Origin of the sequence: Staphylococcus sp. KUGN1 (assembly GCF_045984185.1) — a bacterium.
Classification (GTDB): Bacteria; Bacillota; Bacilli; order Staphylococcales; family Staphylococcaceae; genus Staphylococcus; species Staphylococcus warneri_A.
On the sequence record NZ_JBJQIL010000001.1, the window covers coordinates 1,166,894 to 1,192,104 of the forward strand.

The 25,211-nt window shown below is 32.8% G+C and carries 20 protein-coding genes; 5 read left to right on the plus strand and 15 right to left on the minus strand.

Annotated elements, in window-relative coordinates; all coding sequences use genetic code 11:
* Positions 1 to 113: 113 nt before the first annotated feature.
* Positions 114 to 1,352 (plus strand): S1C family serine protease, encoded by a 1,239-nt coding sequence (locus ACJQQZ_RS05705; RefSeq protein ID WP_398575058.1) that lies wholly within the window; start codon positions 114 to 116, stop codon positions 1,350 to 1,352.
* 19 nt (positions 1,353 to 1,371) lie between these two features.
* Here ACJQQZ_RS05705 and ACJQQZ_RS05710 read toward each other — a convergent pair whose 3' ends face one another.
* The 3 genes from ACJQQZ_RS05710 to tyrS all read right to left on the minus strand — a co-directional run bounded on the left by ACJQQZ_RS05710 (position 1,372) and on the right by tyrS (position 4,679).
* Complete coding sequence (locus tag ACJQQZ_RS05710) at positions 1,372 to 2,796, minus strand: DHA2 family efflux MFS transporter permease subunit (RefSeq protein ID WP_124227854.1); 1,425 nt, start codon at positions 2,794 to 2,796, stop codon at positions 1,372 to 1,374.
* Between the two features lie 122 nt (positions 2,797 to 2,918).
* Positions 2,919 to 3,383: a MarR family winged helix-turn-helix transcriptional regulator gene (locus ACJQQZ_RS05715; RefSeq protein ID WP_075778990.1), complete on the minus strand. Its 465-nt coding sequence runs from the start codon at positions 3,381 to 3,383 to the stop codon at positions 2,919 to 2,921.
* Between the two features lie 33 nt (positions 3,384 to 3,416).
* Positions 3,417 to 4,679, minus strand: coding sequence for a tyrosine--tRNA ligase (tyrS, locus tag ACJQQZ_RS05720; RefSeq protein WP_124227855.1), 1,263 nt, complete (start codon positions 4,677 to 4,679; stop codon positions 3,417 to 3,419).
* A gap of 460 nt (positions 4,680 to 5,139) precedes the next feature.
* Here tyrS and ACJQQZ_RS05725 point away from each other — a divergent pair, with 460 nt between their 5' ends.
* On the plus strand, positions 5,140 to 6,051 hold the full coding sequence (locus ACJQQZ_RS05725; RefSeq protein WP_002452180.1) for a biosynthetic peptidoglycan transglycosylase: 912 nt from the start codon (positions 5,140 to 5,142) through the stop codon (positions 6,049 to 6,051).
* Positions 6,052 to 6,102: 51 nt separating this feature from the next.
* On the opposite strand, the gene ACJQQZ_RS05730 is transcribed toward ACJQQZ_RS05725, so the two are convergent.
* Together ACJQQZ_RS05730 and acsA are read right to left on the minus strand one after the other, a co-directional pair.
* The gene (locus ACJQQZ_RS05730) at positions 6,103 to 7,770 is read right to left on the minus strand and encodes a formate--tetrahydrofolate ligase (RefSeq protein WP_002452179.1); all 1,668 of its coding nucleotides are present in this window, start codon (positions 7,768 to 7,770) and stop codon (positions 6,103 to 6,105) included.
* A 259-nt stretch (positions 7,771 to 8,029) separates the two neighbouring features.
* Entirely contained in the window at positions 8,030 to 9,739 is a 1,710-nt protein-coding gene (gene acsA, locus ACJQQZ_RS05735; RefSeq protein ID WP_124227856.1) for an acetate--CoA ligase, read from the minus strand.
* Between the two features lie 172 nt (positions 9,740 to 9,911).
* On the opposite strand from acsA, the gene ACJQQZ_RS05740 reads away from it, so the two are divergent.
* Both ACJQQZ_RS05740 and ACJQQZ_RS05745 read left to right on the plus strand, forming a co-directional pair.
* Positions 9,912 to 10,544 (plus strand): GNAT family N-acetyltransferase, encoded by a 633-nt coding sequence (locus ACJQQZ_RS05740; protein ID WP_002452177.1) that lies wholly within the window; start codon positions 9,912 to 9,914, stop codon positions 10,542 to 10,544.
* Between the two features lie 21 nt (positions 10,545 to 10,565).
* Entirely contained in the window at positions 10,566 to 11,726 is a 1,161-nt protein-coding gene (locus tag ACJQQZ_RS05745) for an acetoin utilization protein AcuC (protein WP_145506623.1), read from the plus strand.
* A 35-nt stretch (positions 11,727 to 11,761) separates the two neighbouring features.
* Here the strand turns inward: ACJQQZ_RS05745 and ccpA are convergent, their stop codons facing one another.
* The 10 genes from ccpA to ACJQQZ_RS05795 all read right to left on the minus strand — a co-directional run bounded on the left by ccpA (position 11,762) and on the right by ACJQQZ_RS05795 (position 24,772).
* Positions 11,762 to 12,751: a catabolite control protein A gene (gene ccpA / locus ACJQQZ_RS05750; RefSeq protein ID WP_002452175.1), complete on the minus strand. Its 990-nt coding sequence runs from the start codon at positions 12,749 to 12,751 to the stop codon at positions 11,762 to 11,764.
* 305 nt (positions 12,752 to 13,056) lie between these two features.
* On the minus strand, positions 13,057 to 14,148 hold the full coding sequence (locus ACJQQZ_RS05755) for a bifunctional 3-deoxy-7-phosphoheptulonate synthase/chorismate mutase (RefSeq protein ID WP_002452174.1): 1,092 nt from the start codon (positions 14,146 to 14,148) through the stop codon (positions 13,057 to 13,059).
* Between the two features lie 338 nt (positions 14,149 to 14,486).
* The gene (locus ACJQQZ_RS05760; protein ID WP_124227858.1) at positions 14,487 to 15,941 is read right to left on the minus strand and encodes a coiled-coil domain-containing protein; all 1,455 of its coding nucleotides are present in this window, start codon (positions 15,939 to 15,941) and stop codon (positions 14,487 to 14,489) included.
* Between the two features lie 77 nt (positions 15,942 to 16,018).
* The gene (locus tag ACJQQZ_RS05765) at positions 16,019 to 16,510 is read right to left on the minus strand and encodes a DUF948 domain-containing protein (protein ID WP_002467416.1); all 492 of its coding nucleotides are present in this window, start codon (positions 16,508 to 16,510) and stop codon (positions 16,019 to 16,021) included.
* A gap of 74 nt (positions 16,511 to 16,584) precedes the next feature.
* A complete protein-coding gene (gene murC, locus ACJQQZ_RS05770; RefSeq protein WP_002452171.1) occupies positions 16,585 to 17,898 on the minus strand; it encodes a UDP-N-acetylmuramate--L-alanine ligase in 1,314 nt (437 codons plus the stop codon).
* Between the two features lie 21 nt (positions 17,899 to 17,919).
* Positions 17,920 to 21,768 (minus strand): DNA translocase FtsK, encoded by a 3,849-nt coding sequence (locus ACJQQZ_RS05775; RefSeq protein ID WP_145506626.1) that lies wholly within the window; start codon positions 21,766 to 21,768, stop codon positions 17,920 to 17,922.
* Between the two features lie 20 nt (positions 21,769 to 21,788).
* Positions 21,789 to 22,391, minus strand: coding sequence for a YtpR family tRNA-binding protein (gene ytpR / locus ACJQQZ_RS05780; protein ID WP_049425501.1), 603 nt, complete (start codon positions 22,389 to 22,391; stop codon positions 21,789 to 21,791).
* Positions 22,392 to 22,405: 14 nt separating this feature from the next.
* Entirely contained in the window at positions 22,406 to 23,266 is an 861-nt protein-coding gene (locus tag ACJQQZ_RS05785) for a DUF1444 domain-containing protein (protein WP_124227860.1), read from the minus strand.
* A 99-nt stretch (positions 23,267 to 23,365) separates the two neighbouring features.
* Positions 23,366 to 23,677: a thioredoxin family protein gene (locus tag ACJQQZ_RS05790; RefSeq protein ID WP_037552591.1), complete on the minus strand. Its 312-nt coding sequence runs from the start codon at positions 23,675 to 23,677 to the stop codon at positions 23,366 to 23,368.
* An 18-nt stretch (positions 23,678 to 23,695) separates the two neighbouring features.
* Positions 23,696 to 24,772, minus strand: coding sequence for a M42 family metallopeptidase (locus tag ACJQQZ_RS05795; RefSeq protein WP_107536082.1), 1,077 nt, complete (start codon positions 24,770 to 24,772; stop codon positions 23,696 to 23,698).
* Positions 24,773 to 24,857: 85 nt separating this feature from the next.
* Here ACJQQZ_RS05795 and ACJQQZ_RS05800 point away from each other — a divergent pair, with 85 nt between their 5' ends.
* Complete coding sequence (locus ACJQQZ_RS05800; RefSeq protein ID WP_124227862.1) at positions 24,858 to 25,172, plus strand: PepSY domain-containing protein; 315 nt, start codon at positions 24,858 to 24,860, stop codon at positions 25,170 to 25,172.
* Positions 25,173 to 25,211: the final 39 nt, after the last annotated feature.

Sequence of the window (25,211 nt, forward strand, 5' to 3'; positions counted from 1 at the left end):
TTAAATAAGTCTAAAGTCTGATTGCAGAAAACTAGCGTTTTTGTGAAAAAAATTACATAATTATATTGTGAGAATATTTATATTGGAGGTCAAATATGTCAGATTATACACAAATGAATCAATCCTTTGATTCTTACGATCAGCCATCTCGATATAATAAACCTAAGTTTCCATGGTTTAAAACTATACTCGTTGCATTAATTGCAGGTATCATTGGTGCATTACTAGTATTGGGTATTGGCAAACTACTCGATCATACCATTTTCAATCAAAATGGAGCCACTGTTAATGAAGCTTCAAATAGTAAAGGTGGTAATCAGTTAGACGGTAAAAGTGATAAGTATAGTTCAGTTCATGAGATGATTAAAGATGTATCGCCAGCAATTGTAGGTGTTATCAATATGCAAAAGTCAACGAACTTGGACGATTTACTAAATGGTAAGACAGCTAAGCCTGAAGAAGCAGGTATTGGATCCGGAGTCATCTATCAAATCAGTGATGGTTCAGCATACATCGTTACTAATAATCACGTTATCGATGGTGCTTCTGAGATTAAGGTTCAGTTACACAATTCCAAACAAGTTAAAGCAAAATTAGTTGGTAAAGACGCAGTCACTGATATTGCCGTATTAAAAATTAATAATACGAAAGGTATCAAAGCTATAGACTTTGCTAATTCATCTAAAGTACAAACAGGCGATAGCGTATTTGCGATGGGTAACCCTCTAGGCCTTGAATTTGCAAATTCAGTCACTTCGGGTATTATTTCAGCAAATGAACGTACGATTGATGCCAATACCACTGGTGGAAATACAAAAGTAAATGTACTTCAAACTGATGCAGCAATTAACCCTGGTAACTCTGGAGGTGCCTTGGTAGATATCAACGGTAATTTAGTTGGCATAAACTCTATGAAAATCGCTTCAGAACAAGTTGAAGGCATTGGATTCGCTATACCAAGTAACGAGGTCAAAGTTACCATTGAACAATTAGTTAAACACGGTAAAATTGAACGTCCTTCTATTGGTATCGGCTTAATTAATTTAAGTGATATTCCAGATTCATATAAAAAAGAATTAAATACGGATAGTCAATCTGGTGTTTATGTAGCCAAAGTGGATCACGATAATGACTTGAAAAAAGGAGATATTATTACTAAGGTAGACGGAAAATCAGTAAAAGAAGACACAGATTTACGAACATATCTATATGAAAATAAGAAACCAGGTGAAGACGTTAAGTTGACGATTATTCGAGATGGTAAAACTGAAACGATTGATGTCAAACTAAAGAAACAAGTTCAGTCAGTTAGCCAATCTTCTTCAGAAAAACAAAGTCAATTTGCAGAATAAATAACAGGAATGGATGAATTTAGTTTTCATCCATTCCTGTTTTATTTTCACCTAAGTAATAAGTTGGAATTAAAATAAGTATAATCGCAATCATTGAAACTAGAAAACCTTCATGAAAGCCCACAATTGAATGACTCATTTCATGATGACTATGTCTCATGGATAAATTAGAAGCTACAACGGTTGCTATGATTGCTGTACCAAAACTTGCACCAATATTTTCAATCATGTTAATTCCTACGCCAGCTTCTGATAACTGATTCTGAGAAACACCTTTGTAGGCATCGGCCATTAAACCTAAATTGATGCCACCAACACTACATCCACGAATAAATAAAATGAACGACAACCATGCAATAGATGATTCATTATCAACAAATATCAATGGAATTGTGCCAAGAATAGCAATCACGATACTAATATATATAACCTTTTTGGATCCTATCCGGTCAATAGATGTTCCAATATATGGTCGTGTGATTAACATACCTATGCCTTGAGGAATTAGTGCTAGTGCTGCACCAATAGCAGAATAACCTTTAAATTCTTGAAAATATAAAGGTAGAATAACCATTGGCCCCATAATACCCACATTTGCTAATAATAATCCTGTCATTGATGCTGAGTACGTTTTATTTTTAAACAAATTTAAAGGTAGTACCGTATTAAAATCGCATAGTTTGTTATAAAAAATATAAGCAACAATAGCTGCAACTCCAATGAATATAAATGTCATAACTTTACTATCTATAAATGAACCTATAGTACCAGCTAGACTGATACCATAGATCACTGTTGCACTCGTAATGCATAATAAAAGAATGCCCCATATATCTAACTTTTTATGCTTTTCAAATGGTTTGAATGATGGTACATATTTCATCATGAGTGGTACAGAAATGAGTGAAACTACTATATTAATAAAAAACATCCAACGCCATGAGGCAAAATGAATTATAAATCCACCTAATGTTGGGCCGAGAATTGGTCCAAAGATCATAGGTGTACTGACGATAGCCATTACCCTCCCTATATGATCTTGTCCAGCAGTCTTTACCAGTAAAGTGAACATAAGTGATGTAATAACTCCCGCACTAAATCCTTGAAAGATTCTAAATAGAATAAATATACTCACTGTCGGACTGATTCCTACAAATAATGAAGTAATACCAAAAACTAGCATAGCTATAATAAAAGTATATTTACTATTAAAATGATTCATTAACCATCCAGAAAAAGGAATAGCTATAGCAAGGGCTAAAATATATCCAGTAATCCCCCATTGGACAATATCTATATTAGTATGAAATGTTTGATTAAGTTGTTGAATACCAATATTTATCATAGTTGAATCTAACATAGGTGCAATGGCTCCAATCGCTATTGCCCATGCCGCATTCATTGTATCTTTTGGAATCTGATGTTGTGTCGCTTTCTTTGACATAAAACGTCTCCTTTTTGTTTCTTCGTCAACAAACTTACACCCTTTTAGTTTCCTTGTCAACAAAATTCCGATAAAAAAAGTACTCTAAAATTAATTAGAGCACTTTTTTCGAAATATCATACTTAATGTTGTAATCTTTTATTTTTAATTTCTTTATCCAAATGTTGATTATACTTTTCTATAAAATGTTGAATGCTTTCGAACTCTTGTTGTGTTAAACTTTCAAAAACATCTTGATCTCGTGCATCAAATTTTGCATGAAGTTGTTGATGTGTGTGATAAACTTGTTGTCCTTTAGGCGTAAGTCGAAAATAAATTTCTTTTTTATTATGCTCATTTTGATAACTTTCAATTAACTTTTTAGATTGTAATCGTTTCGTTAATTTACTAATTGCACCTCTTGTCATAAATAGCTGTTCCGTTAAACTTCTAACATTTGGATTGTCTAATTCATGTATCGCTTCAATGCAATGCACTTCACTAGACTTATAATCCTTTAATGCCTCTTGCATTTCACTTTTATTTAGCCATGCTATTTTATTAAACACGTTACGTAATCCTGTCATGATGACTTCTTCTTTATTCACGCTTTACCTCCTAGACACAACATATTGCAACTACTATTTATAGTTAACCATGAAGTATTTCTTTTTACCTCTACGAATAATCGTAAACGCACCTTCGATTTTATCTTCATCAGTTAATTCGTAGTTAACATCTTGTTGGCGTACACCATTAATATAAATCGCACCATTATTAACATCTTCACGAGCTTGACGTTTAGATGATCCAATGCCTGTTTCAATCAATGCATCAATAATATTAGTTGTATCCTTAGATAATTCAACTTGAGGTACGTCTTTAAAACCTTCTTTTAATTCTTTTGCTGATAAAGATTTTAAATCACCGCTAAATAATGCTTGTGAAATTCTAATCGCATCATTCAAGGCGTCTTCACCATGGATAAAGCGTGTCACATTTTCAGCTAAAGCTTTTTGAGCTTCACGTTTGTGAGGTGCTTCTTCTTTAGACTGCTCTAACTGATCGATTTCTTCTTTACTCAAGAATGTAAAGTATTTTAAGAACTTGATAACATCTTCATCTGATTGATTAATCCAGAATTGATAAAATTCATATGGGCTTGTTTTATCAGCATCTAGCCAAACAGCACCTGATTCTGATTTACCGAATTTCTTACCATCAGATTTTGTTACTAAAGGAATTGTTAATCCATAAGCTTCAGTTTGACCATACATACGTCTCATCAATTCGATACCACTTGTAATGTTACCCCACTGGTCTGAACCACCGACTTGAATTTTACAATTTAATTCACGATTCAAGTGTCCGAAATCGATAGCCTGTAAAATAGTATACGTAAATTCAGTATATGAAATACCATGTTCTAACCGCGTTTGGATAGAATCTTTACCTAACATGTAATTGACACCGACATGCTTACCATAATCGCGTAAGAAACTAATTAACGAAATTTGGCCTAACCAGTCTTTATTATTTACTAATACTGCTCCTTTATCGGTACCAAATTCAAATAATTTATGCATTTGATTACTAATACCTTGCACATTGGCTTCTACTTGTTCTTCTGTTTGTAACACACGTTCTTCTGATTTACCTGATGGGTCCCCAATCATACCTGTTCCGCCACCAATTAAAACAATAGGACGATGCCCGTGTTCTTGGAAACGTCTTAATGTTAAGAACGGAAGCAAATGACCAATATGTAAACTATCTGCAGTTGGATCTGCACCACAATATAGCGTTACTTGCTTTTTATTTAATAATTCCTCTATACCCGCTTCATCTGTTTGTTGATAAATCAGTCCACGCCACTTTAAATCTTCAATTAATGCATTTGTCATATTTCTCTTCCTCCTATATATTATGTATTTTCATAAGTTAAGATGAACGTAAAACTTAGAATTAAAGACCAATTCTAAAAATTTGTATAAGTATGATTTATAGATTTATTTAATCAACAAAAAAAGCACCCTTACATCATATTTAAATGTAAGGGCGCAATTGCACGGTACCACCATACTTGAATTAAAGGTATATACAGATTTTATAATTAAACCCATTTATACCTCTTTTCTCTTTACTAATGATACGTTCATTAATCAAACGTCAGACTGTTATATAAGGTGTATTCACTAGTTAGATCATGTTAGTTCTCAGCAACCACTAACTCTCTAAAAATCTCTAAAAAGCTACTTGTCCTTCATCTGAAACTTATGTATTTGCCATTAATTATAGTTAACATTATTTTAAAAGTCAACTTTACGACTATGGTATAATAAGTCTACATAAAGGAGGTTTGCTATGGATAAAATCATGAAACAACAACAACAAGATAAAATGTTTCAATTTGAAAAGAAATATAAGCAGCTCAAACATATCATCGTTACCATCTTTCTAATTGGTTTGATGTTTATGATTATTATCCTGCTAGCAGCCATCATATACTTTCATCAATTGACTAAAGATGCTTCATCTATAAGTGATCATGCACTTAAACATAAGGTCATTCACTTTGCAGGAGATGACTTAATTAATTATAAAAACAATGACATTTTAGATGAATATGATCATTCTTTAAATTCATTAATTGTTGGTCCAAAACATGTTAGTCCAGACGTCATTAAAGCATTAACTTCTTCAGAAGACACCTTATTCTTTCAACATAATGGCATTTTACCTAAGGCCATTATACGAGCAATGTTTCAAGATATAATGCAAAATGATCAAAGTTCTGGTGGCAGCACGATAACACAACAATTGATTAAAAACCAAGTACTTTCTAATGAAAAAACTTATAGTCGTAAAGCTAATGAAATTATATTAGCACAAAGACTTGAACGTATACTCTCTAAAGAAGAAATTATTTATACGTATTTAAATATTGTACCTTTTGGTAGAGATTATAACGGTGCCAATATAACAGGTATCTCTTCGGCGTCTTATAGTTTATTTGGAATTCCACCTAAAGATTTAAATGTTGCACAATCAGCTTATTTAATTGGCTTATTACAAAGCCCTTACGGTTATACACCATATAAGGAAAATGGTGACTTAAAACCAGACAATCAAATAGATTATAGTATTCAGAGACAACATTATGTACTAAAACGTATGTTGGTCGAAGAAAAAATATCTAAAAAAGAGTATAAAGAAGCGTTAAAATACCATATTAAATCACATTTACTTACAAAACCTAATAAAAATGCTGGTTAAATCATAAATACCCGGTAATGATCAATACATTACCGGGTTTGTTAATTAAATTTAGAATAAGCCTACTGCATGTCCATCATCTGTAACATCCATATTTAATGCTGCTGGTTTTTTAGGTAAGCCAGGCATTGTCATAATTGCACCTGTTAATGCAACTATAAATCCTGCACCTGTTTTCGCTTCTAATTCACGAATCGTAATTTCAAAATCACTAGGTGCACCTAAGGCTGTTTGATCATCGCTAAATGAGTATTGTGTTTTAGCCATACAAATTGGATAATGGTCCCAACCATTGTCTTTAAATTGTTTTAATTGTTTTTGAGCCTTACTTGAGAATGTTACTTTTGAACCACCGTAGATTTCTTTAACGATTGTTTCAATTTTATCTTCTAAAGGTTGATTTAATTCATAAAGTGGTTTGAAATTTTGAGGTTGATCAATGACTTCTAATACTTCATTAGCTAGATCAACGCCACCTTTACCACCTTTTTCCCAAACTTCAGTCAATGCAATTCTCACGCCATTTTCTTTGGCCCATGATTTAACAAACTCAATTTCTGCATCTGTATCGTGAATAAATGCATTGATAGCTACAACTGGTTCAACACCAAACTTCTTAATATTATTTACATGACGTTCTAAGTTAACGATACCTGCTTTAACAGCATCCACATTCTCTTCTTTTAAATTATCTTTCGCAACGCCACCATGCATTTTTAAGGCACGCACAGTTGCTACCACTACAACTGCTGATGGTTCGAAACCTGCTTCACGTGCTTTGATATCCATGAATTTTTCAGCTCCTAAATCAGAACCGAATCCTGCTTCAGTAACCACAATATCAGCTAATTCACGTGCAGTTTCTGTCGCTAAAATTGAATTACATCCGTGAGCGATATTAGCGAATGGTCCACCGTGTACAAGTGCTGGCGTTCCTTCAATTGATTGTACTAAGTTTGGCTTAATAGCATCTTTTAAAATCATTGCTAAAGCACCTTCAACTTTTAAATCAGCAACAGTCACAGGCTTACGATCACGTGTATAACCGATTGTGATTTTACTAATTTTTTCTCTTAAGTCTTTAATGCTTCGGCTAAGACATAAGATAGCCATAATTTCAGATGCAACTGTAATATTAAAGCCATCTTCACGTGGTACACCATTAGTTGGACCACCTAGTCCAACGTTAACATGACGTAAAGCACGATCGTTCATATCTAATACACGTTTCCATTCAATACGACGTTGATCAATGCCTAATTCATTACCTTGATGTAAGTGGTTATCGATAAATGCTGATAATGCATTATTCGCTGTAGTAATCGCATGGAAGTCACCGTTAAAGTGTAAATTGATATCTTCCATTGGTAATACTTGTGCATATCCACCACCAGTAGCGCCACCTTTTATACCAAATGTTGGTCCTAACGCTGGTTCACGTAATGCTACCATGACATTCTTTTTTAATTCATGAAATGCATCTGATAAACCAACTGTAACTGTCGATTTACCTTCCCCTGCTGGTGTTGGACTCATTGCTGTTACTAATACAACTTTACCCTTATTATCTTTAGGTTTTATTTGGTTAATATCAATTTTAGCTTTGTAATGTCCATATTGCTCTAAGGCTTCTGCTGGAATCCCTGCTTCTTTAGCTATTTCACTAATAGGTCTAATTTTTGATTGATTCGCAATTTCTAAATCTGATAAATGTGCCAACTTATTTCAACCCCTTGTAAATAATATAAATAGAAAAATAAGTGTAAGAATGTTTGATATGTAATGACTCTCATTCTCTTACAACTTTAATAATAACCGACTCAATCAATGATGTCGAATATTTGTTAACGTTTACATTACTATTATCAGAAATATTCAAAAAATATGATTGAGTCTAGAAAAACTAAACTCAATCATATTTATCTTAATCGTTAATGTATGGAGATAGTTATTTTGCTAATACTACTTAATCAATCATCTAATCTTCCATTGTACTTAAATCACCTGCATCTAAATCTAATTCCCAAGCTTTTAATACACGGCGCATAATTTTACCAGAACGTGTTTTAGGTAATTTGTCTTTAAATTCAATTTCACGAGGTGCTGAATGTGCTGATAATCCTTCTTTAACAAATTGCTTAATACTTTGTTTTAATTCATCTGATGGTTCATAACCTTCTCTTAAAGCTACAAAAGCTTTAATGATTTCACCTCGTACTGGATCAGGCTTACCAATAACACCTGCTTCAGCAACAGCTTCATGTTCAACTAATTTAGATTCTACTTCGAATGGACCGACACGTTCACCAGCTGTCATAATGACATCATCAACTCTACCTTGGAACCAGTAGTAACCATCTTCATCTTTATAAGCAGAGTCTCCTGAAACATACCAATCACCAATAAAGTATGAATCATATTTTTCTGGATTTTTCCAGATTGCATGCATCATTGAAGGCCATCCTTTTTTAATGGCTAGGTTACCCATACGATTTGGAGGTAACTCATTACCTTCATCATCAACAATTGCTGCTTCAATACCTGGTAGTGGTTTACCCATTGAACCTAATTTAATATCCATAGCTGGATAGTTAACAATCATGTGTCCACCTGTTTCTGTCATCCACCAAGTATCTAACACACGTTTATGGAATACATCTTTAGACCATTTAATCACTTCAGGATTTAACGGTTCACCAACAGATAAAATTGAACGCAGTGATGATAAATCATATTTATCTACAACATCATCACCAGCACTCATTAACATTCTTAATGCAGTTGGCGCTGTATACCACACTGTCACTTTAAAGTCTTGAATCATTTTATACCATTGTTCTGGAGAGAAACGTCCGCCAACAATACAATTTGTCACACCATTTAACCAAGGTGCAAAAACACCATATGACGTACCAGTTACCCAACCGGGATCTGCTGTACACCAATACACATCTTCATCTTGTAAATCTAAAACATATTTACCTGAAATATAATGTACTAACATGGCTTTTTGGACATGTAATACACCTTTAGGTTGTCCTGTAGACCCAGATGTATAATGTAAAATAAGGCCATCATCTTCATTTAACCATTCAATATCAAAATCTTCACTTGCTTCTTTAAATGAACGATTAAAATCTACATAACCTTCTTCAACATCATTATCAACAACAACAATTTTCTCTAAATGCGGTAATTTATCTTTCGGGATTCTAGGCAACAGTGCTTTATTAGTAATGATTACTTTTGCTTCACTATTTTCTAAGCGATCCGCAACAGCTTTTTCCATAAATGCTTCAAATAAAGGTCCAACGATTGCACCAATTTTTAAAATTCCTAAGAAAGCGAAATACAATTCTGGCGTTCTTGACATAAAGATAAATACTCTATCCCCTTTTTTAACATCAGCTTCATTTTTTAATACATTAGCTGCCTTATTTGAGTATTTTTTCATATCTTCGAACGTATATGATTCATGACGTTGATCGTCTTTATAATTAAGCGCAATTTTGTCTCCTTTACCTTCATCAACATGTCTATCGATACATTCATATGCCATATTGATTTTACCTGTTTTACTCCAAGAAAAGGCTTGCTCAGCGCTCTTCCAATCAAAATCTTTGTACGTTTGCTCATAATCTTGCATGTTATAATTTCCAGGTTCGCTTTGATAAACTTCAACTTTCATAAGAAAATCCCCCTTCAACTTTATGTAATCGCTTTCTTTAAAATGAATTATACATATAATTGTCACATTATTCAAAACATTTATTTATTAATCACAATATTTTTGTTATATTACAAGAAAATAAGTATAATAACAGTAAGGTTTTGAGGCTATTTGATGAGGATGTGAAAAAATGAAACATATTAAAACTTATGTTACAGACAATATCGAAATTGACGATGTTAAATACAAAATCGAAGGCCCTGTTTCACACTCTTTTTTGAAAACGCTTACTTTCGACGAAGGTCTTAATGCTTTTCGATCTTCTAAAGAACAATACGATGCATTGTTAGAAATTACTACATTACCAGAAGGTAGAGTATATGTAATACGACTAGAGCAACATATTATTGGTTACGTTACCTATCATTATCCAGATGAGCTCGAAAGATGGTCTACTGGGCATCTCCCCTATTTATTAGAACTCGGTGCAATCGAATTAAGTAAAAGTTATCGACACCTACATCTAGGTGGTCGATTAATACAACTTAGTCTCTCTGGAGACGAGTTTGAAGATTTTATTGTACTTACTACTGAATATTATTGGCATTGGGATTTGAAATATGCACAATTAGACGTATTCGAATATAAACGACTCATGCAGAAGTTAATGCAAAAAGGTGATCTAGAAGTGTTTGCTACTGATGATCCTGAAATTACCAGTCACCCCGCTAATTGTTTAATGGCAAGAATTGGTAAACGTATTACTTTGGATCAACAACATGCATTTGATGATATTAGATTTCAAAACCGCTTCTTCTATTAGTTGTTTGAAAGGGATGAGCTTATGAATACTAAAAATAGAACAGGTTATGTATATTCAGATGATATTTTAAAATATAGATTTAATAACGAGCATCCTTTCAATCAAATGCGTTTAAAATTAACGACTGAGTTGTTGTTAGATGCACAATTTTTAACAAATGAAAATATTTTAGAACCAAGAATTGCGACAGATGATGAAATTGGTTTGATTCATAAATATGATTATATACAAGCCATCAAACATGCATCTCATGGTATATTAAGTGCTGAAGAAGCCAAAAAATATGGATTTAATGAAGATACTGTACCATTTAGGCATATGCATCGACATTGTGCACGAATTGTCGGTGGTGCGCTCAATTTAGTAGATAAAATAATGGATGGTACTTATATCAATGGTTGTCATTTAGGCGGCGGCTTACACCATGCCTTAGCAGGCCGAGCAAATGGATTTTGTATTTATAACGATGTCGCTATTACAGCTCAATATCTCGTTAATCATTATAATCAACGTGTGATGATAATAGATACAGATGCACACCATGGCGATGGAACTCAATGGAGTTTTTATACTAGTAATGATGTTTTAACTTATTCTATTCATGAAACAGGTAAATTTTTATTTCCAGGATCAGGTTATTATACTGAACGTGGTGAAGATATAGGATATGGTTATACAGTCAATGTACCATTAGAACCCTATACAGAAGATAAATCATTTCTAGAATCATTCAAATCAACAGTTGAACCTGTTATTGCTGCATTCAAACCCGATATTATCTTAAGTGTTAATGGCGTGGATATCCATTATAGAGACCCATTAACACACATAAATTGTACCTTAAGTTCATTATATCAACTGCCATATATAATTAAAGATTTAGCTGAAAAGTATACAGAAAATAGAATAATTATGTTTGGTGGCGGTGGTTATAATTTATGGCGTGTTGTTCCACGCGCATGGAGCCATTTATATTTAAGTTTAATTAATGAACCGATTCAACAAGGCTATTTACCTCTAAACTGGATTAATAAATGGAAGCATTATAGCTCAGTTACATTACCTAAAAGATGGGAAGACCGTTTAAATGACTATACTTATATTCCACGCACTACTGAAATTTCAGAAAAAAATGGACGTATTTCAAAATTAGTTGCCAGTTGGTATGACCTTTCAAATTAAAAGCACACCGCATAAACGGTGTGCTCTATTTTTAATTATTTAGTTGTTCCTCTATATTCAATTCTATGTGGTAGAATCACGTTTGGTTCATCAATTTCTTCTTCGTTCATATATTTCGTTAGTAATCTCATACCAACAGCACCGATGTCATATAATGGTTGAATCACACTAGATAATTGTGGTCGAACCATTTCAACTAAACGCGTATTATTGAAACTTACAATTTGTAATTCTTCAGGTACTTTAATACCTGCATCTAGTGCACCATGTAAAATACCTATCGCTTGTTCATCACTAATTGATAAAACGGCATCAGGTAGATTATCTTTAATTTTATCAAAAACTTTCATACCTTCTTTGTAGCTTTCAGCTCCTGATAAATGAAGTGAATCATCTAATTGTAATTGATTTTTAGATAATACTTTATTTAAGCCTGAAAGTACGTCTTCTTGTGCCTTTTTAGAGTAATCGCCACCTACTAATGCAAATGACTTAGCACCTTGTTCTATAAGTTGTTGCGTAACTTCTTCAGCTGCTTTTTCAAAATCAATATTTACAGATGCAACATGGTCATCTTTACCATTTGTACCTGATACAACAACTGGAACTGAAGATTGATTGATGAGCTCTTTGATTTCCTCTGAAATTGTACCACCTAAGAAAATAATGCCATCAACTTGTTTACTTAAAAGGTTATTAAATATCTCTTTTTCTTTTTCTGAATCATTATCAGAATTTGAAATAATAGAATGATATTTGTACATCGTTGCAATATCTTCTAAGCCACGAGCAAGTTGAGAATAATAAACATTAGAAATATCTGGGATAATTACACCTACAGTTGTTGTACGTTTACTTGCTAGTCCACGTGCAACAGCATTAGGTCGATAGTTTAATTTTTTTATAACTTCGTTTACCTTATTTCTAGTTTCTGGTTTAACATTTTGATTTCCGTTAACTACACGAGAGACCGTTGCCATCGATACTCTAGCTTCTCTAGCTACATCATATATTGTTACAGTCATAGTATCCTCCTTGAAAGCGCTTTATACACTTTGGTATCATGTTTTCATATTATTTTCAAAGTTTACCATATTTAGAGATTCAGTGAAATAAATTTGTTTCGACGTTCACATTTCTGTCAGATTTTAAGTATCATTACTCATTTATTGAATTACGTCATTTCAAGGACTAGAAACACTGTCAAAACTTAATATAGTAATGATAATAATATTATACATAAAGAAGAGGTTGAGATATAATGTTTCTACTCTGGGAAACCGATTAACATCGTCCCAACAGCAAAACTATATCCCAACCTCTTTTTGCTTTATTTTAGTTTTTTATCATTATATAAGTCAGCTAAAGGTTTTAATTCTTTATAGAATTCATTGAATTCATTTAAATCCATTTGTTGGCCTGCATCACTTAAAGCCACTGAAGGATCTGGATGTACCTCAGCCATAACACCATCAGCGCCGACCGCTAATGCTGCTTTAGCTGTTGGTAACATAATATCTTTACGACCTGTACTATGTGTTACATCAACCATTACTGGTAAATGTGTCCCTTGTTTTAAAATAGGTACTGCAGAAATATCTAATGTATTTCTAGTCGCTTTTTCATATGTTCTAATACCACGTTCACACAGAATAATATTTCTATTACCTTGAGAGGCAATGTATTCTGCAGCATATGTGAATTCTTCTATCGTTGCTGATAATCCACGTTTTAAAAGAATTGGTTTATTTGTACGACCAGCTTCTTTTAATAATTCAAAGTTTTGCATGTTACGTGCACCAATTTGGAAAACATCAAGATATTCGTCAGCAATTTCAAAGTCATTTGGATTCACGATTTCACTAATGACATTTAAATTAAACTTATCTTTAACATTTTTTAAGATCTTAAGTCCTTCAACACCTAAACCTTGGAAATCGTATGGTGATGTACGAGGTTTAAATGCCCCTCCACGAATGAACTTTTCACCTTTAGCTTGCAAATCTGCTGCTACAGCATCTACTTGCTCTTGTGATTCAACTGAACATGGTCCGAATACAAAAGATTTATGTCCTTCTCCGAACATGCCACCATTGTCAAAATGAACAATTGTATCTTCAGGTTTTAATTTACGAGATACGTATAAATGCTTTTCATTTTCTGATTTTTGTAAGTCTGTAGAGGCTTTAAAAATTTCTTTAAATAATTGTTTAATGACATTGTCGTTGAATGGCCCTTTATTTTTATCTAAAAGATCATTAATCATTTCTTTTTCACGTTGTGGATCATATACTCGTGTTCCTTGCTTGATTTTTTCTTCACCAATTTTTTGTGCTAATTCGCCTCGACGGGATAGCAATTCTAAAATTTGATCGTTAAGGGAAACAATTTCTTGTCTGTACGTTTCTAATTTATTACTCATAGCTACTTCACCTCTATCTAATAGTTGCACATTTATATGTATCACTTTAAAGCGATAAATTAAATGTATTTACGAATCATTCTAACAATTAACATTTTATAGTTCAAGCTCTAATTGTTAGAATTGATTAAATTTTCTAAAAATATACTAATATTCTAAAACGATGTGACTTTAATTTTTCTAAAATAAAAAGAGCAGAACGTCATCTATCCTGATATTGAATAAATGATGGGTCCCACTCTAAAATGATACGTTTAATTTCACTTTAAAAATCAAATACTAATCAATGAGTGCTTATATTTATATCATAATATTAACTGATATTAAATACAAACCAATTAGTCATTGAAGGTACGTTTTTCAATTTTGCTAGTCGTTTTTTCTACTTTTTGTTGTTTTTTACCTTGTTGCTTTTGGTTTTTATTTTGACTAGGTGTTTTTGTTGATTGTTTAGACGATTTTGTTTGGGTCTTAGTTTTGTTATTTGATTTAGTTGATTGATTATTTTGACGTGTTACGACACCTTTGTCAAATTGTGCTTTATTTTGTTTTTTTGAAGGTTGTTGATTAGTTGTTTGACTAACATTATTACCTTTTGTTTCATTCGTTGAAGATTTAGTCACTAAGTTAGGCACTTTTGTCATTTTAGATTTTGCAATAGGTGCCTCTGCTAATAAAGCGTTTGTTAATTGTGATTCTTTAGAACCTTTAGTTAACTTCGCTTGTTTATCTTTAGCTGCTGTAGCTAATCTATTAGCGAATGAACCATCATTTGCTTTTGACGCATTATGATTTGATTGATTTAATAAGTTTGGTGTAGTTTGTTTGTTGCTTTTAGCTACGTCTTGTTCTTTAGTTAAATCGCTAGTATCTGCTAATACTTGTGAATCATTGTTCATTTTTTGTTTCTTTGTGTGAGCTGCACTAGCTAATTTATCAGCACTAGATGTTTGAGCTGCTTTATCTTTAGTTTGAGATGGATCTGATAACGATGATTCTTCTTTAATAGCAGATTGTGCCATAGCAATTTCTTTGTCAGATACATGCTTATTGTTATCAATATTAGAATCTGCTTGCTTACTTTTTGCATCTGCTTTTGCTTCTTGGATTTCTCTTGCTTGTGGTGATTGATCTGCTAATTGGTCATGATTCGATTCTGCTTGAATCGCATTCTGTTGTGCTGCAAGTTCCTTTGATGAAGGTGTTGCAGTTTGTTGATCATTACGCTTAGCTTCAACTTTTGCATCTTGAATTTCACGCGCTTGTGGTGATTGATCTGCTAATTGGTCATGATTTGTTTCAGATTTGATTGCATTTTGTTGTGCTGCTAATTCAGTTGCACTCGCACCAACTTTTGAATGATTGTCAGCTTCTAATTTTGCTTCTTGGATTTCTCTCGCTTCAGGAGATTGGTCTGCTAGATTATGATCACTTACTTCTCTTTGAATCGCTACTTTTTGAGCAGATAATTCATCAGAAGTAACACCATTATTAGATTTATTTCTAAAGTTTTCTACTCGTGTTTTAACAGTTTCAATATGATGTTCAGCTTGCGATTTATAATTTAACGCTTTTTCACGTAATTCTTTTTCTTTTGCAATAGCCTGATCTGCTTTTTCAAAGACTTTCATCTTATAGTATAAACCTAAAGCAGACCCTACAATTGCTCCTGTAATAAAGCTAACTACGAAATCTTTACGTTGTGGTGTTTGATCATTTATACGAGTATGTCGGCTGTATAAATCATTTCCAGTATTATTTCTTTCAAAATCATCACGATTATAGTGTTCCATGATTTATTCCTCCCTATAACAAATGCACTTAAACAAGTAACAACCTCATTTAAGTGCATTTAGTTCATTCTTATTAATTATTTATCAACACGAGTAGTGTAACTATGATCTGTATCATTTGCTACTGTGTTTGCTTTGTAATTTGCACTTCCTCGACGGTAGTGTCTATTTTGCCATTTGTCAGCAATTTCCATTGCTACATTTGACCATTGTACTACTTGAGAAATTTTATCTTCGTTTTGAGAAACATTGTGCGTAATTGAGTTAGTTACACGGTCAACTGAACCGTTTAATGTTTGAACTGAGTCACCGATACCTTTAACAGCATCAACTACAGAATTCAAACGATCAACTTTACCTTGAATGTCTTCAGTTAAACGGTTTACTTTGTGAAGTAAGTCCGTAGATTCTCTTGTAATACCTTGTACTTGACCTTCAACACCATCTAGTGTTTTAGCCACGTGATCTAAATTTTTCTTAACAGAAATTAACACTACAACGATACCGATACATAAAATTAAGAACGCTATCGCAGCGATAATTCCGGCAATTGGTAAAATCCAATCCATTAAAAACGCCTCCTAAATACCTAATTATAAAATTCATTAATATTTAATACCCTTGAGAAATCATTATAAACATATTAGAAATCTTTTTTTACACCAATTTTATTTAAATACGCTTTTTGCATTTTTTGAATGTCACCAGCGCCCATAAATAAGATAACTGCATTTTCAAATTTTTCTAATACATCAATACCACTTTCATCAATTAATGCTGAACCATCAATACGGTTAATTAAATCTTGTATTGTTAATTCACCAGTATTTTCTCTTATAGATCCAAAAATTTCACATAAGAAAACATGATCAGCTGCACTTAAACTCGTTGCAAATTCTTCTAAAAATGCTTGAGTTCTAGAAAATGTATGTGGTTGGAATACTGCAATAACTTCTTTTTGTGGATATTTTTTTCGAGCTGTTTCAATTGTAGCATTAATTTCTCTTGGATGGTGAGCATAATCGTCTACTAATACTTGATTTGATACTTTTGTTTCATTAAAACGACGTTTTACACCACCAAATGTTTCTAATGCCTCTTTAATATTATCAACATTCATTTTTTCAAGATAACTAATCGTAACAACCGCTAATGTATTTAAGATGTTATGGTCACCATATTGTGGTGATAGGAATTGACCATAGAATTCACCATTGATGTAAACGTCAAATTGAGAACCTTGTTCTGTAATTTGAATATTTTTAGCATATACATCGTCTGTTTCATTAAATCCATAATAATAAATAGGCACATCTGCTTCTAATTTTCTAAGGTGTTCATCGTCACCCCATGCAATGATTGCTTTTTTAACATTATGAGCCATTTCTTGGAATGCATCAAATACATCATCAACATCTTTGAAGTAATCTGGGTGGTCGAAATCAATATTCGTCATAATTGCATAGTCAGGATCATAACTTAAAAAATGTCTACGATATTCACATGCTTCAAATGCAAAATAATCACTACCAGGCAATCCCATTCCAGTACCATCACCAATTAAGAATGATGTCTTTTTATCGCCATTCATAACATGTGATAGTAAACCAGTTGTAGATGTTTTACCATGTGCACCTGTAACAGCGACAGATGTATATTGATTAATTACATGTCCAAGAAAATCATGGTATCTAATCACATCTAATTTAAGTTGATGCGCTTTAACAATTTCTTCATGACTATCAGGAAAAGCATTTCCTTGAATAATCACCATGTCTTCTTTTATATTATTCGCATCGAACGGTAGAATTGTTATGCCTTTGTTTCTTAGAGCAACTTCAGTGAATACATAAGTTTCAATATCTGAGCCTTGCACCTCATGTCCAAGATCATGCATAATTTGTGCTAATGAACTCATGCCGGAACCCTTAATACCGACAAAATGATAGTGTGTCATTATAAAACTCCTTACTAAATTTTAATCTTGATTTAAATCCGCCTCAGTAATATAAACATCTCTAGGTTTAGAACCGTTAGCTCCAGAGATATATCCCAATTGTTCTAACTGATCTACGATTCTCGCTGCTCTATTATACCCAATTTGGAAATGTCTTTGTACTAATGAAGTAGATATATGTCCTTCATTAATCATGAACTCACACACATCATCAAATAGATCGTCCTGTGCTTGAGTTTGTGTTTTCTTTAATAATTCCTTTTCTTCAAATAAATACTCTGGTTCACGTTGTTGTTTAATGAAATCTACAACGTCATCTATTTCTTCATCTGAGACAAATGTACCTTGAACACGGATTGGTTTATTCATACCGCCTCCTAGATATAGCATGTCACCATATCCTAATAGACGTTCTGCACCACCGCTATCAAGTATAGTTCTAGAATCTACACTAGATGATACCATAAATGCAATTCTAGTTGGAATATTAGCTTTTATTAATCCTGTAATGACATTTACTGATGGACGTTGAGTGGCTACTAACATGTGAATACCACATGCGCGCGCTTTCTGAGCAATTCGTGCTATGGATTGTTCAACTTCTTGTGGTGCCATCATCATTAAGTCGGCTAATTCATCTATTACAATAACAATTTTAGGCATTCTTTGTTCATAAGATGCTTTTTTATTAAATGCAGTAATATTTCTCACATGATATTGCGCAAATAATTTATATCTGCGTTCCATTTCTTCAACTGCCCATTTTAAACTTTGAGTGGCAGCTTTAACATCTGTAATAACGGGTGATACTAGATGAGGTAAATCATTATACGGTGCTAATTCCACCATTTTTGGATCAATTAATAATAGTCTCAATTCTTCTGGGTGATTTTTATACAGTAAGGACATCAAGATACTATTAATACATACAGATTTACCTGAACCAGTAGCACCTGCAATCAAGGCATGTGGCGTTTTCGCTATATCCATTAACAATGGCTCATTGTTAATTCGATATCCCATGGCAACTGTTAATTTAGATTCTGCGTTTTTAAATTGTTCTGAATCTACAATTGATCTCAAATTCACTTTAGCTGGGTTTTGATTAGGCACTTCAATACCAACAAGGCTAGTTCCTGGTATTGGTGCTTCAATACGAATATCTTTGGCAGCTAGCGCCATTTTAATATCATCTTGTAATGCAGTAATTCTTGATACTTTCACACCTTTTTCAACTGACAGTTCAAAGCGTGTCACACTTGGACCTTCAGTGACATTTTGCACTTCAGCTGGCACATTGAAGTAATATAATGCATCGTTTAATTCTTGTTTCTTATCATCGATCCATTCTTCATTGACTTCATGCGGCTCGGGTTCTTCAAGTAAATCAAAACTTGGCAGCTTAATATTAGGCCCTTTTCGAATTGTAGGCTTTTGTACTTCTGTTTCTTCTGAATGATTTGGCGTCTGTTTCTTATGATGTTCATTCATTTCAATTTGACTATTATCTTGATGATTATTTGTGAACTCACTGTCATTAGCATGTGATGAACTATTTTGTTTGTTTATCACAGAATGATTTTCATCGGAATGACTTGTTTCTGTAGTCACAGTATCTTCAGATTCAGAATGAGTAATTGGTGTTGAATGACTCGTTTGAACACTTTCAGAAGAATGACTTGCTTCCTGATTAGAAAACGGCTCCGATGTACTAGTATGATGTGACAATGATGTTGACTTAGTATCTTCGCTAGAATGAGTTGCTTGTTTCTTATCTTCTGGCGTTAATTCAGGAACATTAACTCTTTTACCTTTATTCTTATCCATCATTCGCTTTTTATCTGATGGTGTCATTACAACATTAAACGGTTTACCACCTGTAACACGCTTCTTAGGTGAACGAGATTGCTGAGCTTGTAGTGAGTTGGATTGTTTATCTGAACTACTTGTATTTTCAGAATTTGATTCAACTTGTTCTTTAGTACTAGATTGTATTGATTCAGATGTTGAATGATGTGAAAGACTGTCTAGATGACTACCATCATCTGAAGGACTCATTGACTCATATTGATGTTCTGATGAACTTACCATATCCATTGGCTTAGTTGATGACATACTTGTATTATCATTAGAAGTCTCGTCATTATTCTCAGTTGAGTCACTTTGATTTTCTGAAGCGCTATCTGGTTCTAATGATGTTTCACTTTTTATATCGGATTGACGTTTACGCTTCTTAGCATATTCAGTTTCATGATCAACACTTTGTGTAACAGCATTATGTCCGCTTCTTTGTTGCCATTGTTGCTCATTAGGTTTTTGTTGAGATTCACTCAATTCTTGTGACGATGACATTGGTTCTGAAGTTACATGATTTGATGATGGGATACTTTCATCTATTTCACGATAATCTGCATCATCAACGTTATTAAGTGATTTAGATGTGTTATCATTCGTTTCAAAATCTCTGTATCCACTGTCAAAATTTTGCGTGTTGGACTCAAATTCTTGATTCACTTTTCCATCTTCAACTGTACTATCTGTTAAAGCATACTCATCTCTACCTTGAGCTGAATCATTTTCAATATCAGAATCGTGATTGACAGCGTCAGAAACCGTAACATCATCATGATTTACTTCGTGTCTTTGAGTGATATCGCTTAAATCTATTTCTTCGTAATTATAGTGATGTTCAGATTTTTCTTGGTTATCTATGTCTAATTCAGTAGCGTCATTTGATACATTTTTATCTACATCGCTATTTATATTCTCAGTGCTATCTTTAAGTTCTTCTTGATCATCAATGTCTAATGAACTATCACCTACGTATTGCTGAGCTTGTTTAGCATACATTTCATCTATTGCTTTTTGGATACTATCTTCATTAGATTCTTGATTTTGTTGTCTCTTTTCTTGTAATGCCTTTTTAAATCGACGTTTCTGAAGGACTTTACGTTCACGTTCTCTACGAATTTCTTCGACAATTTGTGATGCATAGATATTATTAATATTTATTGTATTATCTTTTTTAGAATGATTAGGTGTAGTCGTTGTTTTTACATTTTCATCATCTGTAGATAAATCATTATTAAAAGTATTATGATTTATTTCTTGTGACTTTTGTTTTTCAGGTTGAGATTGTGTCTTATAACCGGGTGAAACCTCTCTTGAATTACTATTTAACTTATCACTATCACTTCGATTATCTTCCGTTACATGTGCGCTACTTTTCTCACCATCTTTAGGCGGTATAACACCATTTTCAATTGGACGTCTTTGTTTAGTACCGAAAATAGCAGATGGTACTTCAGATGCTCTAAAATCACTTTTGTGATATGTATACTCAGATTGAGTCTTATAGTTTGATTTAAATCGCTCTGATTGTAACTTCATTCTAGGTTGCGTATTGGATGATGTTTTATGATTATTCGTACTTGAACTCCCAAGTGATGTAGGAGAAATTTGACGGTGTGTTGATGTCGTAGTATAAGGGTTGGAATCTTTTTTCTTTCTAGATTGGTAACCCTTAGATTGATAACTAGAATCAGCAATACCATCATCATTGGCATGATTTCTTCTACGACGATGTCTTTTATTGTCTTGAGTACGAAATTCCTCTATATCATGATTGACATTAGACTGGTACACATCTTGAGTAGTTGTGTTTTCAGACTCCGCATTTCCTGATTCAAAACCTTCCATAGGAAAGCGAAACTTCCCTTTTGGACGATGATAGATATCATTATTTTGTGGCAGTAATGAGTCATGATTAGTATCATTCGATTGATTTGCCTGGCGTCTTTTATTTTTATTGCGCAATATATCTTCATTTGAATCATTATCTTCGCCAAATAATTTATCAAACCAGCTCATACTTTCACTACCTTCCTTTATTATTCAAAAAATGCTTGTCCAATTTCATAACTATCATCTAATACCATGATGCCTTTTTCTTTAGGTGCATTAGGTAAATTGAGTTCTTTCATAGAACAAATCATTCCACTAGATGCAACGCCTCTAAGTTCTGCATCTTTAATTACCATACCGCTTGGCATAACTGCACCAACTTTTGCAACAACCACTTTTTGGCCTTGTTCAACATTTGGAGCACCACAAACAATTTGTAATGTATCATTCCCCACATTGACATTTAGAACACTTAATTTGTCTGCGTCAGGATGTTTTTCCTTAGTTTCAACGTATCCAACTACAAATTTAGGTGATAAATCTGCATTCAATTCATATGTGAAACCATTATTTTTTATCATTTGTTGTAATTGTTCCACAATATCTTCAGTTAATTTGATATGACCATTACCCTCAATTTGAATGTGATTTGAAATATTGAAGAAATTATATCCAACTACTTGGTTATCATCTTCCTTAGTAATTTCTACAACATCGTTATTTTTTCTATAATTAAATTCACCTTCTGAAGGTTCAATTTGTAAGAAAGCAACGTCTCCTACACCATTGGGGTTATAAAATAAATTCATACTTTTTCTCCTTTTTATTTATTTTTATCATTAAATTTTTTACGATTTGCTTCTAATCTTTGAATCACGTTTGGGTCTCTTTTTTGTTTATTATTTTTACCTAAAATGAATATAGGTTCAAGATGACCTTTATCATAACCAAATGATAGTGACGTGATAGGCACAAGACCTTTAGTGAAAAATTCCATAGTTAAATGTGCCATAACATCATAGCCTATTTTATTACGAATGTCCGCAATAACTAATACATCTTGATGAGGCACTGCTACTAACATTTCACCTTCACATTGATCTTGAATGTCATTTAAAAATGATGTGTTTAAAATACGACTTGCATCATAGCCATCATTAGAGTTAATAAAATAAAAGATATTACCCTTAACTTCATCTGTACTATATTGATTGTTTAACTTTCTAACATTGAATAAAGACATTTCTTTCACTTGTTGCTTTGTCATATTTAATGTTTCTAACATACTCTCATCTATGAGTCGATAAGATTTACCTAAATCTAATGCATAGTAAATATTTGTTTCTGCGGTGTGATGTTCAAAAATGAAAGCATTGCCCTCTTTAGTCTTCTTGTCGAAACTTGTAGCACGGATTACTGGCATAATTTGAATATCTTTTAGTTGTTCGAGCCCTTGATCAGCCATTTGTTCAATAGCTTCGTCTATATAATAAATAATTTCATCGACTATTTTTTCTTCTTTTTCTTCATATTTTGCGACAATAGCATTTAGTTTAATTGTGACACCTTTATGATTGTCTTTTCTATAAATTCTTAATGTTTCGTCTTCACGATCAAATTTATAATTGACGTCTAAATGGTTTAAACGCTGTTTAATTTTATCTCTCATTTGAAAGACATTCATCTATAACACTCCTATTTCGCACCTCTTAATAGTTTACAATAAAACAATGGATACTAACAGAAAAAAACAGGTTTTTAAATATATTTTTCAACTAATCAATTAAATATATTGTGATAAAAATGTATCGATTTGTTCGATGGATTTTCTTTCTTTACTAATATAACTTCCTAACAATTCACCATTTCTATAAACTAAGAAACTCGGAATTCCCATAATACCATTATCAATACAAATATCTATAAATTGATCTCGATCTACTGAGACGAATTTAAACGAGGAATATTTTTCTTCTAATTGTGGTAATTCAGGTTCAATAACTTTACAATCTGGACACCAATCAGCAGTAAATTCAAATACCGTATTGTTTTGTTTTAATTCTTCAAATTGTTGTTCTGATTCTAGTTTTAACATCATCTTCACTCCTGTTAGTTAATAATATTGTAATGTTTCAATTTGTGTTTCATTTAAATTTACGATTGCTTTATTTAATAGTTGTCTTGCTGCAAAGTAATCTCTAATATCAAATACAGCATCTGTGCTATGAATGTAACGTGCACAGACACCTATAACGGCTGTAGGAATTCCTGTATTCGCTTTATGAATCTCGCCCCCATCAGTTCCGCCTGGAGACATATAATATTGATGAGGAATATCATATTGATTGACTAATTGAAGTAAATAATCTCTGAATGATGGTCTAAGAATCATTGTTCCATCTTTAATACGAATCAATGTCCCCTCCCCTAACGCACCAGACAACTGATTAGGACCTTTAATATCATTTGCTGGAGAGCAATCAACTACAAATGCAACATCTGGTTGTACAAGTTCAGCAGATGCTTTAGCACCACGTAGCCCAACTTCTTCCTGTACATTTGCCCCAACATATAAATCTACATCTAACTCGATGTCTTTCAATAATTCTAATATCTCAATCGCGATGAGACAACCATATCGATTATCCCATGCTTTAGCACTAAATCGATACTTGGATAATTGAGTGAATGTAGTATCTGGTACAATCGTATCGCCTATTTCAATACCTCTTTGTCTCACTTCATTAGCCGATGTCGCACCAATATCTAACATTAAATCACTAATTTGTGGAACAACTTCGTTTCCTGTTCTAAAATGTTTTGGGATATTAGATACAACTCCTGTAATTTCTTCGTTGTTACGATTTTTTACTTTGAGCCTTTGTCCTTGCCAAATATCATTAGCAACGCCACCAAGATTTGTAAATTGGATCATACCATTTTCAGTAATATGTGTAATCATAAAACCAACTTCATCCATATGTGCAGCTACCATTACACGTTTTGCATTCGGCTTAGCTGATTTTTTCACTCCAAAAAAGCCACCCATTCTGTTTTCTATAAACTCATCCACAAATGGCGTCATTTGATCTTTCATATATGCTTTAATATCATCTTCAAAACCTGGCGCACCATGTAATTCAGTAAGATGCTGTATTCTATCTATTGTTTTACTTTCATTTATAGTCATTTAATGCTTCACTCCTTATAACTTATTATATCATCTTCATTATGGTAAACTAATAATATGAATTATGAAAAAGGGAGATACAATGATGAAGTGTTTAAATTGTAAAAATTTATCTATCATAGGTGCTTGTACGGTTGTAATCATTTCAGCTGGTGTCATTACATACCTAGCTAAGAAAAAATATTATAATCCCGATAAATTATTAAATGAAGTTAAAACATATTTTATGGACGTTAAAGGCTCTTATATCGTACATCAACCTCTTAATGATCCTAACATTAATGCTCACAAACCAGTTTATCTCGGTGGCATAACTGCAACTAAAAATGGACAACTCGTAGATTATGATTTTTATGCAGATGCCTATTCAGGTGAAGTATTAAATATTATAGAGTTATAAATTACACATTTATATAAAAATTAAAGGTTATAGTAAGTT

What these genes read in the sequence shown, in the direction of transcription:
- ACJQQZ_RS05705 (WP_398575058.1), top strand. Translation starts at nt 114, where the DNA reads ATGAATCAATCCTTTGATTCTTACGATCAGCCATCTCGATATAATAAA.
- ACJQQZ_RS05710 (WP_124227854.1), bottom strand. Translation starts at nt 2,796, where the DNA reads ATGTCAAAGAAAGCGACACAACATCAGATTCCAAAAGATACAATGAAT.
- tyrS (WP_124227855.1), bottom strand. Translation starts at nt 4,679, where the DNA reads ATGACAAATGCATTAATTGAAGATTTAAAGTGGCGTGGACTGATTTAT.
- ACJQQZ_RS05725 (WP_002452180.1), top strand. Translation starts at nt 5,140, where the DNA reads ATGGATAAAATCATGAAACAACAACAACAAGATAAAATGTTTCAATTT.
- acsA (WP_124227856.1), bottom strand. Translation starts at nt 9,739, where the DNA reads ATGAAAGTTGAAGTTTATCAAAGCGAACCTGGAAATTATAACATGCAA.
- ACJQQZ_RS05740 (WP_002452177.1), top strand. Translation starts at nt 9,912, where the DNA reads ATGAAACATATTAAAACTTATGTTACAGACAATATCGAAATTGACGAT.
- ACJQQZ_RS05745 (WP_145506623.1), top strand. Translation starts at nt 10,566, where the DNA reads ATGAATACTAAAAATAGAACAGGTTATGTATATTCAGATGATATTTTA.
- ccpA (WP_002452175.1), bottom strand. Translation starts at nt 12,751, where the DNA reads ATGACTGTAACAATATATGATGTAGCTAGAGAAGCTAGAGTATCGATG.
- ACJQQZ_RS05755 (WP_002452174.1), bottom strand. Translation starts at nt 14,148, where the DNA reads ATGAGTAATAAATTAGAAACGTACAGACAAGAAATTGTTTCCCTTAAC.
- ACJQQZ_RS05760 (WP_124227858.1), bottom strand. Translation starts at nt 15,941, where the DNA reads ATGGAACACTATAATCGTGATGATTTTGAAAGAAATAATACTGGAAAT.
- ACJQQZ_RS05765 (WP_002467416.1), bottom strand. Translation starts at nt 16,510, where the DNA reads ATGGATTGGATTTTACCAATTGCCGGAATTATCGCTGCGATAGCGTTC.
- murC (WP_002452171.1), bottom strand. Translation starts at nt 17,898, where the DNA reads ATGACACACTATCATTTTGTCGGTATTAAGGGTTCCGGCATGAGTTCA.
- ACJQQZ_RS05775 (WP_145506626.1), bottom strand. Translation starts at nt 21,768, where the DNA reads ATGAGCTGGTTTGATAAATTATTTGGCGAAGATAATGATTCAAATGAA.
- ytpR (WP_049425501.1), bottom strand. Translation starts at nt 22,391, where the DNA reads ATGAATTTATTTTATAACCCCAATGGTGTAGGAGACGTTGCTTTCTTA.
- ACJQQZ_RS05785 (WP_124227860.1), bottom strand. Translation starts at nt 23,266, where the DNA reads ATGAATGTCTTTCAAATGAGAGATAAAATTAAACAGCGTTTAAACCAT.
- ACJQQZ_RS05790 (WP_037552591.1), bottom strand. Translation starts at nt 23,677, where the DNA reads ATGTTAAAACTAGAATCAGAACAACAATTTGAAGAATTAAAACAAAAC.
- ACJQQZ_RS05795 (WP_107536082.1), bottom strand. Translation starts at nt 24,772, where the DNA reads ATGACTATAAATGAAAGTAAAACAATAGATAGAATACAGCATCTTACT.
- ACJQQZ_RS05800 (WP_124227862.1), top strand. Translation starts at nt 24,858, where the DNA reads ATGAAGTGTTTAAATTGTAAAAATTTATCTATCATAGGTGCTTGTACG.